This window comes from Flavobacterium hibisci (assembly GCF_020026925.1).
GTDB lineage: Bacteria > Bacteroidota > Bacteroidia > Flavobacteriales > Flavobacteriaceae > Flavobacterium > Flavobacterium hibisci.
The window spans coordinates 148053-162392 of record NZ_JAIQDW010000009.1 but is presented as its reverse complement, the minus strand read 5'-3'; the positions used below and the strand labels follow the sequence as shown (position 1 = coordinate 162392).

Annotated in this window: 11 protein-coding genes; 10 read left to right on the top strand and 1 reads right to left on the bottom strand. The window is 33.9% G+C overall.

The features are described from left to right. The first annotated feature begins 9 nt into the window (after positions 1–9). The 9 genes from K8B81_RS11385 (at position 10) to K8B81_RS11345 (ending at position 12992) form a co-directional block, all read left to right on the top strand. On the top strand, positions 10–3045 hold the full coding sequence (locus K8B81_RS11385) for a SusC/RagA family TonB-linked outer membrane protein (RefSeq protein ID WP_223681606.1): 3036 nt from the start codon (positions 10–12) through the stop codon (positions 3043–3045). A gap of 11 nt (positions 3046–3056) precedes the next feature. Further along, positions 3057–4544, top strand: a complete 1488-nt coding sequence (locus tag K8B81_RS11380) for a RagB/SusD family nutrient uptake outer membrane protein (protein ID WP_223681605.1) — start codon at positions 3057–3059, stop codon at positions 4542–4544. A gap of 8 nt (positions 4545–4552) precedes the next feature. Further along, on the top strand, positions 4553–6163 hold the full coding sequence (locus K8B81_RS11375; protein WP_223681603.1) for a carbohydrate binding domain-containing protein: 1611 nt from the start codon (positions 4553–4555) through the stop codon (positions 6161–6163). An 11-nt stretch (positions 6164–6174) separates the two neighbouring features. Beyond that, on the top strand, positions 6175–7842 hold the full coding sequence (locus K8B81_RS11370) for a glycoside hydrolase family 16 protein (RefSeq protein WP_223681601.1): 1668 nt from the start codon (positions 6175–6177) through the stop codon (positions 7840–7842). Positions 7843–7923: 81 nt separating this feature from the next. After that, positions 7924–8679 (top strand): glycoside hydrolase family 16 protein, encoded by a 756-nt coding sequence (locus tag K8B81_RS11365; protein ID WP_223681600.1) that lies wholly within the window; start codon positions 7924–7926, stop codon positions 8677–8679. A 318-nt stretch (positions 8680–8997) separates the two neighbouring features. Next, complete coding sequence (locus K8B81_RS11360; protein ID WP_223681599.1) at positions 8998–9582, top strand: RNA polymerase sigma factor; 585 nt, start codon at positions 8998–9000, stop codon at positions 9580–9582. Positions 9583–9632: 50 nt separating this feature from the next. Beyond that, a complete protein-coding gene (locus tag K8B81_RS11355) occupies positions 9633–9776 on the top strand; it encodes a hypothetical protein (protein ID WP_223681598.1) in 144 nt (47 codons plus the stop codon). Between the two features lie 518 nt (positions 9777–10294). After that, positions 10295–11359, top strand: a complete 1065-nt coding sequence (locus K8B81_RS11350) for a hypothetical protein (protein WP_223681597.1) — start codon at positions 10295–10297, stop codon at positions 11357–11359. Between the two features lie 568 nt (positions 11360–11927). Beyond that, complete coding sequence (locus K8B81_RS11345; RefSeq protein WP_223681596.1) at positions 11928–12992, top strand: tetratricopeptide repeat protein; 1065 nt, start codon at positions 11928–11930, stop codon at positions 12990–12992. A 15-nt stretch (positions 12993–13007) separates the two neighbouring features. On the opposite strand, the gene K8B81_RS11340 is transcribed toward K8B81_RS11345, so the two are convergent. Next, positions 13008–13664, bottom strand: coding sequence for an endonuclease III domain-containing protein (locus K8B81_RS11340; RefSeq protein ID WP_223681595.1), 657 nt, complete (start codon positions 13662–13664; stop codon positions 13008–13010). Between the two features lie 223 nt (positions 13665–13887). Between K8B81_RS11340 and bcp the strand changes: the two genes are divergently transcribed. Next, positions 13888–14340: a thioredoxin-dependent thiol peroxidase gene (gene bcp, locus K8B81_RS11335; protein ID WP_223681594.1), complete on the top strand. Its 453-nt coding sequence runs from the start codon at positions 13888–13890 to the stop codon at positions 14338–14340.

Below are 14340 nucleotides of genomic sequence, written 5' to 3'. Positions count from 1 at the left end.
TAACTAAATATGAAGCCAAAATTATTATTAATAGTATTGCTACTATTTACTTCTTTTGCATTTTCGCAGACATTTGATGTAAATGGTACAGTGCTGGATGCATCAGGTATGTCGCTGCCAGGTGTAAATGTAAAAGTTAAAAGTTCGTCACAAAGTACCACTACAGATTTTGACGGTTCTTTTAAATTATCAGGTCTTTCAAAAGGAACCGTAATTGTTTTAAGTTACATCGGTTTCCGGACACAAGAAGTTTCTGTGTCGGGTAACAAGATAACGGTCAAAATGAGCGATGATGCAAAGTCATTGGACGAAGTTGTCGTTATTGGTTACGGAAGCCAAAAAAAGAGAGAGGTTACAGGGGCGGTAGGAGTTGTTGACAGCAAAACTATTGAAGCATTAAAACCTGTAAAAGTAGAACAGGCTTTACAAGGGACTGTTTCAGGAGTCAATGTAACGAGCCAGTCAGGTGCACCTGGAGCTGGATTAGATATTCGTATACGTGGTATTGCAACTAATGGAGAAAATAAGCCAACGGCTATTATTGATGGTTATGTTGGAGATTTAAGTTTGCTTAATCCTGGTGATATCGAGACAATTACTGTTTTGAAAGATGCGCAGGCTGCTATTTATGGAACTATTGGAGCAAATGGGGTTATATTGATCACCACTAAAATGGGTAAACGAAACTCAAAAGCTAAGCTATCATATAACACTTATACAGGGTTTCAGGAAACTTCAAGAAAACTTCCTACTTTAAATGCCACAGAATATGTTCTTTTACTAAATGAAAGTTACGCAAATGCGGGACAGGGAATTAAATATCCAAATGTAAATGGTTTTGGGAAAGGGACAGATTGGCAAGAGGAAGTTTTTGGTAAAGGAGTGCCAATTATTAATCATGATTTATCTATTTCAGGAGGTTCTGAGAAAATTAATTATTCAGTAAGCGGATCACACCTTGATCAGGAAGGAATTGTTGGTGGAGAGAAATCCGGTTTTCTAAGAAATACTGCAAGAGTTGCAATAGGAGGTGATGTATCTGATAGATTGAAGTTTAAGACTAATGTGATTTATACCTATTTTACAAGAAAGACCTTGAATGAAAATGGACTTGGGTCTGTTCTCTTTAATGCATTAAATATTCCTGCTACAATAAGTCCTTATGATGCAAATGGTAATTTTACTATAATTCCACGTGATGGTTTAGGAAATGAGATTATTAACCCATTAGCGCAAATTGCTAATACATACAACACTTATAACTATAAGAAGATCAACGGCAATTTTGGTTTAGATTATAAGATTTTCAAAGGTTTTGTACTTTCTGGAAATATTGGTTTTAACACTTCAAATAGTGAATCGAAAAACTTTGCAAAACAAATAAGTTACGGTGATAAAGTATTTGATGTAAAACAAAGCTCTGTAACGCAGGGAGCCGTAAATGACAATGATTATTCATTTGATCTTTATGGTACCTATAGTAAACAAATAGGTGAAAATCACAATTTAGTTGGAACACTTGGTACTACAGTTTTTAAGACCTGGGGTAACGGACTCTCAGCTACAGGCTATGATGTGCCTTATAATTCCTGGGAATTTGCAGATCTTAGTTTGATAACAACTATTCCAAAAGTTTTGACTAACGGATCTTATAATTATGACCAAAGAAGATTGTCTTATTTTGGAAGAGTACAATATGATTATAAAGGCAAATATTTGTTATCTGCTATGATTAGGCGAGATGCCTCCACAAAATTTGGTCCTGATAATAAAATAGCATATTTCCCTTCTTTTACAGGAGGCTGGGTTGTTTCCGACGAAAATTTCTTTGGGAAACCAAAAGTAATTAACTTCTTGAAATTCAGAGCGAGTTACGGTACTTTAGGAAATGATCAGATTGGAGATTATCGTTATTTGAGCCAGCTTTCAGGAGAGGCAACCTATGTTTTTAATGATGAATTGGTTAGCGGCAGGGCTGAAGGCGTATTAGCAAACCCGAATGTTAAGTGGGAAGAGGCTAAAAAATTTGATGTCGGTTTCGATATGAAATTATTAGATCATAAAATTTCTGTTGTAGCTGATTATTTTATTGATACCAGAAAAGATTTATTAATACCTGGTATTGCAGTTACTGGTATTGGAGGTATAGGTGCTCCTGGTGCTGGTGCTCCAACAATAAATGCAGGTACAGTACGAAATTCAGGGATTGAATTTGCTATAGATTACAAAGAAAAATTTTCTGATGCTTTTTCAATGAGCGTTGGGTATAATGTAACTTTCCTTAAAAATGAAGTACTTGAAGTAAATAATGAAACTCATTATATAGAAAGAGGTGCTTTTTCTGTAGGTCAGCAAGCTCCAACAAGGATGGAAGAAGGAAAACCAATTGGCTATTTTTATGGCTATAAGACAGATGGTATTTTTCAAAACCAGGCCGAAGTTGATGCCCATCCATCACAGCTAGCTTTGGGAGCAAATGCGGTTCCTGGGGATTTGAGATTTGTAGATGTAAATGGTGACGGTGTCTTAGATAGTAAGGACAGAACCAATATCGGTGATCAGATACCAACTGCAACTATGGGTTTTAATTTACAAATGAATTACAAGAATCTTGATTTTGCTGTTTATACCTATGCTTCTTTAGGTAATGACTTAATAAGAAATTACGAGAGAAATCTTTCTGATGTTAATCATTTGGATTATGTATTAGACAGATGGACTGGTGAAGGGACTTCTAATTCAACACCGAGAGTGACAACAGGGGCTACAGCAAATAGCATATTCTCTGATTATTATGTAGAAGATGCTTCTTATTTGAGAATACAAAATGTACAGTTAGGGTACACATTAGATCCTAAATTAACTCAAAAAGCAGGAATTACAAAACTTAGGTTGTACGTCGGTGCTAACAATATTTACACCTTTACAAAATACAAAGGTTTTGATCCTGGAGCTTCTACCGGAGATCCTATTGCGGGAGGAATTGATTACGGGTTTTATCCTATACCAAGAACTTATCAATTAGGACTGAATCTTAACTTTTAATTGTTATCAAAATGAAAAAATATACACAAATATTTCTTTTAACAGGAATACTGTTTGCAGCACTTTTTATTTCTTGCTCGGATGATTTTGTAGAAACCAAACCACAATATTCTATAGATTCAGAAAATTATTTTAACTCAAAAAGTGATTATGACCAGGCTCTAGTGGCTGCTTATGACATACTTCAATCTACATATGTAAATGTTTTATTAGGAGAAATTGCTTCTGATAATACTTTGGCTGGGGGTGAAAGTCCTACTGATGTAGTGGGTTTTCAACAAGTAGATGATATGATTCATACACCAGTAAACAGCAATTTACATGATATATGGAACTGGATGTTTGCCGGAGTGCAAAGAACAAATTATATTCTTGAATTTAAGGATAAAACAGATTTTGAAGGAAAAGCACAACTCCTTGCAGAAACTCGTTTTCTTAGGGCATACTACCAATTTGAATTAGTAAAATGGTTTGGTGGCATCCCTATGAAGGGCGATGCAAGGTTTAAATTAGGGGATGAAGCTAAAATTCCGCGTTCTTCAGTAGCAGAGGTATATGCTTCAATAGAAGCTGATTTAACTTTTGCAATTGCCAATTTGTCTCCAACCACGACTCAAAAGGGAAGAGTGACTAAAGGTGCAGCACAGGCATTGTTAGGGAAGGCTTACCTATATCAGGATAAGTTTGCACAGGCTGCAACGACATTAGAAAGTTTAATCAGCACTTCTCCTTATTCTTTGGTAACAGATTATAATTCAATATTCGAAATGGATGGTGAGAATGGCCCGGAATCTATTTTTGAAGTACAATATACAGATGTTGAAGGTGCCGGGTTTGGGTGTTTACAGTGTAGCGAAGGGAATGTTGCTGTTGGTTTCAGTGGAATCAGGGGTTATGAGGGGCCTTTGTTTTCGCCTGGTTTTAGTTTTAATGTTCCAACTCAGGAAAGTGCGGATGCTTTTGAAGTTGGAGATAAACGTAAAGATGTAGCTATATTAGATATAAAAGCCTGGGCAGCAGCAAACCCGGGTGTTAAATATGGTAAAGGAAATGAAGATACAGGATTTTTTAACAGAAAGTATTTACCAAGAAAAAGAAGTGTCAATGCTGCAGGGGATTTGAATTTGACGAATCCGAATAATTACAGAGCGATCCGTTATGCAGATGTTCTTTTAATGGCAGCTGAGGCTTACAATCGCGGGGGAATTGATGACAGCAAAGCAAGAGGATATCTAAATGAAGTTAGAAAACGTGCTTTTGGAGACACTAATCACAATGTTTCTGCCTCAGGAGCTGCATTAACTGATTTTATTTTAGCTGAAAGAAGGCTGGAACTTTTCGGAGAAGGACATCGTTTCTTTGATTTGGTGAGAACGGGAAAAGCAGTTGGAACAATTCCTGGTTTTCAGGCTAACAAAAATGAATTATTTCCAATTCCAATTGAGGAAATTCAGTTTTCAAATGGAAACTGGCAACAAAATCCCGGATATATTAAATAACATCAATTATGAAAAAAATACATTTTATTATAAGTTTTTTCGTTTTTACAATCCTGATGGGTTGTGCAAGCGATGACAGCGATATTGATTTAGACGGTATAGCTGCACCTGAAAATATATCGGCTTTGACTACTGTAACACAGGATAATTCAGGCAAGGTCACTTTTTTGCCTAAAGGAGAAGGAGTAACAGAGTATAAAATAAATTATGGAGATGGTTCTGAGGAGTCCGATTACTTTTCTCCGGGAGGAACTGTTACTCATATTTATAAAGAAGGTGTTTATACTGCCAAAATCATAGCAACGGGATTAAATGGAAAAACTACAGAAGTAGCTCAGCAGGTAGTAGTCTCTTTTAAGGCTCCTGAGAATTTAGTAGTTATGGTAACAAATGATTTATCAGTTTCTAAAAAAGTAACTGTAAAGGCTAGCGCAGATTATGCTTTGTTTTATGATGTTTATTTTGGGGAAGCAGGAAAACCGGATCCAATTTCGGCAAATAACGGCGAATCGGTTTCCTATACGTACCAAAATGCAGGAGTATATACCATTCGTGTAGTTTCAAAAAGTGCTGCGATTGCCACAACAGAATATACCACTCAGGTTACCGCTACACTCGTTCTTAATCCAACAACTTCTGCGCCAGTTCCGCCAAACAGACAGGCAGGCGATGTAATTTCTATTTATAGTTCTAAATATACTGATATTTTAGGAACTGATTTTTATCCAAATTGGGGACAATCTACTGCTTTTACAGAATTTGATTTAGCAGGAGATAAAATGCTGAATTATAACAACCTGAATTACCAGGGTATTGGATTGGCAGAGGGTGTGACAATTGATGTATCCGGAATGGAGTTTTTCCATATGGATGTCTGGACTGCAGATTTAGGGAAAATCGAAACTTTCTTAATTAGTAAAACGAATGGAGAAAAACCGGTAAGTACAAACCTTACACTAAACGGATGGACCAGTATTGATATTCCAATTTCGGCATTTACAAGTCAGAATTTAACTGTTGCTGATATTTTTCAGTTGAAATTGGTTGGAACTCCTGCAGGAAAGAATGTTTACATAGATAATATTTATTTCTATAAAACAGCTGCTCAGTCTGTAAAATTGCCTCTTGATTTTGAATCTGCTTTAACGTATGCCTGGGGTGGTTTTGGAGATGCAGGTTTTGGACCAATTCCTGTTTCTGTAGTAACAAATCCTGATAAAACGGGGGTTAATGTATCTAACAAGGTGGTTAAAATTGAGAAAACATCCGGAGCTCAGGTTTGGGCTGGTGCAAGTCTTAATTTAGAAAATACAATTGATTTTACTAAAGGAACCACTGTGAAAGTAAGTGTGTGGTCACCTAAGGTTGGCGCAGATATTTTATACAAAATGGAAGTTTCAACATCGCCAAAAGACGGAAATGGAAACCCAACGGTATTTTTTGAAGCACATGCAACTACCACAACAGCAAATGCATGGCAGGTATTAACTTTTGACCTTACTACAGCGCCAAATTTTAGTACAGCAAATAAATACGACCGAGTAATTTTGTTTCCGGACTTCGGGCAAATGGGAACAGGTTCAACCTATTACTTCGATGATATAAAACAATCCAATTAAAAAAAGAAATCATGAGCAAAAAAATAATTATAAAAATAGTATCCTTATTTGCGATTCTCCTGATGATTGGTTGTCAGAAAGATGATTACGCTTTTGGAGACATAACTGCTCCAACAAATATTCAGATAACAGCAGAAATTGTTGGAAAAACAGCTGCAGAACCCTATGGAGACGGATCAGGAATTGTTAAACTTGTAGCAACCGGAGATGATGTTATTTCATATAAATATGTATTTAGTGACGGGACTTCAGAAAATTGCCCTGGTGGTCATTTTGATAAACGATTTACGAAAACAGGTGTAAACAAATACATCGTTACGGCTATTGCTTACGGAAAAGGGGGAATAGCTACCAATACTACAATTGAAGTTGAGGTCTTAAGTAATTTTAGTGATCCTGAAGCAGTTAATTTCCTGACTGGCGGAACATCTAAAAAATGGTATTGGTCGGCTTCTGAACCAGGACATTTAGGAGTGGGACAAAATGATGGTGATGCAACCAAAAATTATTATGCAAACTATTATCAGGCAGGTGCATTTGAAAAAGCAGCCTCACCAGCTAGCAGTTGCCTGTATGAAAATGTACTGACTTTTTCTTTGGATGGAGAACAATTAAAATACGAACTGAATAATGGGGGTTCAACCTTCTTTAATGCTGCTTTTGCAAGTGTTGCAGGAGGAAGTTCACCTGATGATGCCTGTTTGGCATACAATGCGGGAGGTGTGAAAAATGTATCCCTGAGTCCGTCAGAATCTGTTGTGACTAAAAATCCTAATCATGCCACTCAAACAAGAGGAACTATGCTAAACTTCTCAGATGGTGGATTTATGGGGTATTATATCGGTCAGAGTTCTTATGAGATTTTATCTATTACAGCTAACAGGATGGTCGTAAGAGCTGTTATGGGAGGTAATCCTGCCTTGGCATGGTATCATATTTTTACGACAACAAAGCCAACTCAGGTTCCGGGTACAGATGTAGATTATAGTAATTTAGTCTGGTCAGATGAGTTTAATACTGATGGTGCTCCTGATCCTTCTAAATGGGGTTATAATTTAGGAACCGGAGATAATGGCTGGGGAAATAATGAAAAACAGAATTACACTAATGCTGCTGCGAATGTAATCGTTCAGGGTGGAAATCTTAAGATTACGGCAAAGAAAGAATCTTCAGGAGGAGCGGCTTATTCATCAGCAAGATTGGTTTCTGAAAATAAATTTGAATTTAAGTACGGAAAAATAGAAGTAAGGGCTAAACTTCCTACAGGTGCCGGAACCTGGCCTGCCATCTGGATGTTAGGGCAAAATTATGCAACAAGTCCGTGGCCTGCCTGTGGTGAAATTGATATTATGGAGCATGTAGGAAACAATCAAAATGTAATTCATGGTACACTCCATTATCCAGGTCGCTCTGGAGGAAACGCTGATACAGGCAGTAAAACAATCGCAAATGTTTCAACTGAATTTCATGTTTATAAAGCGGTTTGGAGCCCGGCATCCATAAAAATATATACTGATGATACACTCATACATTCTGTTGCGAATACGGCTTCATTACCATTTAACAGCGACTTCTTTTTGATATTAAATGTAGCAATGGGAGGAAATCTTGGAGGGAATATCGATCCCTCTTTTACACAGTCTTCTATGGAGATTGATTATGTAAGGGTATATCAATAAAATAATTAATTAATATGATGAAAATTGGAAGGTCAGTTTTTGCTGGCCTTCTTAATTTCTTAATTTAAAAAAAATATTGACATGAAAAAAGTAATGTTGCTTTTTGTAATTAGTAGCTTCTGCATGGCTCAACAAGTAAAAAGAAAACTGATTTGGGAAGAAAATTTTAATAATAAGGTAAACGAATCTGTCTGGAATTTTGAAGTCGGTGACGGATGTCCTACTCTTTGCGGTTGGGGAAACAATGAAAGACAAATTTATACCAAAACCAATCATGAAATAAAAGAAGGTAATTTGGTCATTGAAGCCAGAAAAGAAGGCGAAAAATATACTTCGACAAAAATTACAACTAAAGGGAAAAAAGAGTTTTTGTATGGCAGGATCGAAGCAAGGGCCAAGCTGCCTGTTGGTCATGGCTTATGGCCTGCATTTTGGATGTTAGGGGCCAATATTGATGAGGTAAAATGGCCTAAAACGGGAGAAATCGATATTTTAGAATATATAGGAAGAGACCCGCATATGGTTTATACCACCCTGCATACTCAGGACAGTCATGGAAATACAATTAATACAAAAAGAACTGAGTTTCCTAATATAGAAGAAGGATATCATATTTATGCAATCGAATGGAATAAAGATAAAATTGATTTTTTCGTTGACGAAATTTTGGTTTATACTTTTAATCCTGAAGTTAAAAATGAAGATACCTGGCCTTTTGACAAGCCATTTTATATCATTATTAATTTAGCCATTGGAGGAAATTTTGGAGGACCGGCTGTTGATGATGCAGTTTTGCCTCAAAAATTTTATATTGATTATGTCCGTGTATATAAATAATATAAAATAACTACTATTAAAAAAAGAAGTGTAACTTGTTTAAAATAAATAATTTAGATGAGGATGCTTCTTTTTTTTAACTGTTAAAACATTTAAATTATTTAAGATTTAAACGCACTTTATCAATAAAAATTTAAAATTAATTAATATTATTTCGAATTTTACTACTAATTATTCTTCTGTTCATTTGCTTTTTAAAATAAAAATTTGTTAAATTTGGACAGATTATTAACAAACTCAAAAAACGATAAGCCTATACAATAAAATTACTTTTTAGAAAATTACTCCAAATTTAAACAACTAAAAAAGTAGTATATTATGGCTGATCTGCATATTCCTGACGCTCTATTGGTTAAAAATTATGTTGAAGGCAATGAAAATGCTTTAGCAACATTAATAAAAAGGCATGAGTCTAAAATCTATGGATTCATATATTCAAAGATTGCAGATAGAGATATTTCAAATGATATTTTTCAGGATACCTTTATTAAGGTTATTAAAACTTTAAAATCCAACTCATACAACGAAGAAGGTAAATTCCTGCCTTGGGTGATGCGAATTTCTCATAATTTAATTGTAGACCACTTTCGAAAAACCAAAAAAATGCCAATGTACAGAGAAACAGAAGAGTTTTCGATTTTTTCGATTATGTCTGATGATTCTTTAACTATTGAAGGTAAAATGATTTTGGACCAGGTCGAAGTTGATCTTAAAAAACTGATTCAGGAGCTTCCTGATGATCAAAAAGAAGTATTGATAATGCGCATGTATCAGGATATGAGTTTCAAGGAAATCTCTGAATTAACCGGTGTAAGTATCAACACGGCATTAGGCAGAATGCGTTATGCGTTAATGAATTTAAGAAAAATAATTGATAAGCATCAAATTATTTTAACCAATTAATACTATTTTAGATATTGTCGCGTTATACTGGTATAAAACATTTTCATAGTATGGCGAAAATTTACTCTAAAAAGACATTAGCTTCTAAAGATTTAAAACCAAACAAAGAAGTCGTTTCTTTTTTATTAAGTTATTCACAAGCTTTAAAAGTTGTGAAAATCGATAATAAAAGTTTTGAAGTTATAGCTAATTAAACAGCCCACTACTTTGTCGGATGTTTATTCGAAAGAGAACCAAATGGTCGTTTTGGTTGAAAGCTCACTATTCGTATGCAAATACAAATAGTGAGTTTTTTTTATAAAATAAATCCTAATTCATATGATGTCGTAAGACTGTTGGGAAATATTTGTAATAAAGAAATGGCGCAAAACAACTTGTTCTTGTAAGGAATTGTTTCTTTTAAACAGACTTTTGAAAAATAATTTGGATTTTATTTGTGTATTCGTTTTTTAATTCTATTTTTAGATAAAAAATAAATAACCTTCAAAAAATGATGTGAAAAAAAACATTTATAATTTTAATTCAGTTAAAAAATGAATTTTTTTATATGTATTGAGTGAACGTCTAACCGTATAAAATTTGTTGATATGATAAAAAACTACCCTAATTTTTCTATCTAGTTTGATGAAGCTTTTAAATCCCAGATTTACAAGCCTACAGTTTTGCATCTAAACGCAGCCCAAAATCTATTAACTATCAAACTAATCTAAACATGAAATTAAAATTTATAATGTTATCAATAGTATTGATACATGTTGGAGTATATTCTCAAAAGTCTCAGATAAAAGATGCCCAATCTTTGTTTGAAAAAGGAAAATCTGATGAGGCAATTGCAATTTTAAAAAAGACAGAATATCTAATTCTAAATGCCCCAGATGAGGAAAAATCAGATTTTTATTTCTTAAAAGGAAATGTGTTAAAGGACCTGGCTCTCAAAAACATTGATGCTGCCAATAATTTTTCTGCTGCATCACAATCTTATCAGGATGTAATTTTATATGAAAATGAAGCTGGTAAATACAAACTTTCCGTAAAAGCAAACCTGGCTTTAAAAGATATGAAGTCAAAACTTGTTAATGGTGCAATCAGTGATTTCAAGGCAGGTAATTTTAAAGAGAGTGCTGAAAAGAGCTATAAAGTATATTTATTCGATAAAAAGGATACAATGAATTTGTACAATGCAGCTGCTGCTTATTTAAATGCAAAGGAATATGTTTTGGCAATCCAATATTATGAGCAGTTAAAAAAAATCAACTTTTCAGGAAATGGAATTCTTTATTACGCAACCAATAAGAAAACAAAAGAAGAAGAAGCTTTTATCTCTCCAAAAGCAAGAGAATCCTATATTCAGGAAGGACTTTATGAAAAACCGAGAAATGAAGCTATTCCTTCCAGGAAGTTCGAGGTAAATAGAAACTTAGCATATGCTTATTTGGAGAGAAAGGAATTAATAAAAGCAGAGGCGACCTACAATTATCTTTTAGAATTAAATCCTAATTATATTGATGCGTACATCAATCTGGCTTATTTAAAGCTAGAATCAAAAAAAGAAATAGTAGACAAGATAGATGCTTTGGGGAATTCTAAAAAAGAAATGCTGGAGTATGATAAATTGTCAGCAAAAAAAGATGATATAACAAAAAGTGCCATTCCCTATCTTACAAAAGCACTTACTATCGACCCGAAAAATCCAGAAGTTAAAAAGATGCTTTTAGGGATTTACAGATCCTTGGATATGACAAAAGAGTATAATTCTCTAAAGACAATTAGTAATTAATAACAATGAATTTTATTAGATATTAATTGTTCAAAAGAGGCTTAGGGGGTTAAATTTTAAACTTTAAAGACTTTAGTTTTATCGAGATTTTTTATTTCGAAATAAAAACCAAATCGGCATTTTGCATCAAAGCTCACTATTCGTATGAAAATACTGATAGTGAGCTTTTTTATGCAATAATTTAATGATAAAATAGATAATCAATTTAAATGTGTGGTGACATAAATAACAGGATTTGCTGTTTAAATTTTTAATTAGTTAAAGTAATTGTGCTTTAATTAGGATTTTTATTATTACCGTGTTAAAGTTTAGTGCTTTGTTCGTTTGTCTGATTTTTATCTTTAGGTTATTGAAAAAAAGCTTTTATTTTGTACCAATTAATAGACCTAAATTTGTCTGATTAGAAATGAGTCAGAATAAAAAGAAATAATAATAAAATAAAAATTTAAAGCACCAATTTTACCATCTATGAAAAAAAACTACGATAATTTATTTTGTTTTGTTTGTGCCTTTTAAATGTATACTACATGCAATTAATCAATTATTTAATAATCAAACTAAACAAAAAATGAAAAATAATATTAAAATACTATCCTTTCTGTTATTGGTAAATGTTGGGGTATTTGCACAAAAAGATCAAATAAAAGAAGCTCAGTCTTTTTATGATAAAGGAAAAATCGAAGAGTCATTAACAATTTTAAAAAAAATTGAATATCTTATCGTAAATGCTCCTGACGTAACCAAATCTGATTTTTTTTATTTAAAAGGAAATAGTCATAAAGATTTAGCGAATAAGGACATAGATCCTAAAAATAATTTTACATTGGCTTCTGGGGCATATCAGGACGTACTTTTGTATGAAAATGATTCACGTCATTACAAATATGCTTTTAAGGCAGATTTAGCTTTAAAAGATATTAAATCAAAACTCGTTAAGGGTGCAATTAGCGATTTCAAAGAAGGGAAATACAAAGAAAGTGCTGATAAGAGTTATGAAGTTTACTTATTTGATAAAAAAGATACCTTAAACTTATACAATGCAGCAGCTGCTTCCCTAACAGGTAAAGATTATGTTTCATCTATCAAATATTACGAGGAACTTAAAAAAAAGAACTATACAGGAACAGGAACTATTTTTTATGCAACTCATAAAAAGACAAAAGTAGAAGATGCATTCGTTTCTTTAGGTGCGCGTGATTTGGCCGTTAGTGAAGGTGTATATGAGAAACCCAGAAATTTTTCGCCTCCTTCAAAAAGAGAAGAAGTTTTAACTAATCTGGCTTTTTCATATTTGGAGAGAAATGATTTTGCTAATGCAGAAAAAAATTATCAGGATGCTTTACATGTAAATCCTAATTGTATTAATTGTTGCATTAATCTCGTTTTTGTCAAAATGGAATTAAAAAAGGCATTGGTAGATCAGATGAATGCACTGGGAAATACTCCAAAAGAGGTAAAACAATATGATGAATTAAATGCTAAAAAAGATGAGATCGTAAAAAGTGCAATACCGATTCTTAAAAAGGCTTTAATTATCGAACCAGCCAATGAAGAAGCAAAAAAATCACTTTTAGGCATCTACAGAGCTCTGGAAATGACTAATGAATATAATGCTTTGAAAAACAGTAAATAATTTCTAAGGAAGCTGCTAAACTTTCTTTTTGGCAGCTTCTTCTATTATTGATTTTTTTCCAATAGTTCTCGTAATAATATCTTTTTCCAGACTCCAGCCCCTTGCAGGAGAATATTCACGTCCGTACCAGATAATCTGCAAGTGTAAATCATTCCATAAATCTCTTGGAAATAATCTTTTAGCATCTTTTTCTGTCTGGGCTACATTTTTTCCGTTCGAAAGATTCCATCGGTACATCAATCTGTGTATATGTGTATCAACCGGAAATGCCGGAACCCCAAATGCCTGAGACATTACCACACTTGCTGTCTTATGGCCAACAGCCGGCAAAGCTTCAAGAGCCTCAAAACTCTGAGGAACTTCTCCGTTATGTTTTTCAATTAAAATTTCAGATAATCCGTGAATCCCTTTTGATTTCATTGGTGACAACCCGCACGGACGAATAATTTCCTTAATTTCTTCTATAGACATTTTTACCATATCATATGGGTTATCGGCCTTAGCAAATAATAAAGGCGTAATCTGATTCACACGCACATCTGTACATTGTGCCGAAAGCAATACTGCTATCAATAAGGTATAAGGATCTTTGTGGTCAAGTGGGACAGGTATAGTAGGGTAGAGTTCTTTTAACGTATTTATAACAAATTGTACTCGGGCTTCTTTATTCATTTCCGTATTTTTATTACTGTAAAAATAGTATAATTTTAATGATGTGCCTAATCCGGCTTTCCGTTTCAACTCCTCATTGTCAAAGTAACATTTTTAAGCATTAACAAGAGCTTCCGCTGGTCGCTTTCTTAATGCAAAAAATGTAAACTTTCACAATTCCGGGGTTTTCACTGTAATCCGGGGCAGAAAACAAGTAACAATTCATAATTAACAATTATAAAACATGACGACATTACAAAAAGGGGATAAAGCCCCCAATTTTTCAGGAACAGATCAGGACGGAAAAACACATACACTGGCAGATTATAAAGGAAAAAAGCTGGTCGTTTTCTTTTATCCCAAAGCAAGCACACCGGGCTGTACCGCAGAAGCCTGTGATTTAAGGGATAATTTTGAGCGTTTTAAAGCTAATAATTACGAACTTTTAGGTGTAAGTGCTGATAGTCAGAAGGCGCAATTAAAATTCAAAGACAAATACGAATTTCCTTTTCCGCTTTTGGCAGATGAAGACAAATCAGTAATCAATGCTTTTGGAGTTTGGGGACCAAAGAAATTCATGGGAAAAGAATATGACGGAATTCACAGGACTACTTTCGTAATTGACGAAAACGGAATAATCGATGAGGTTATTTCACAGGTAAAAACAAAAGAACATGCAGCTCAAATTTTGAAATAA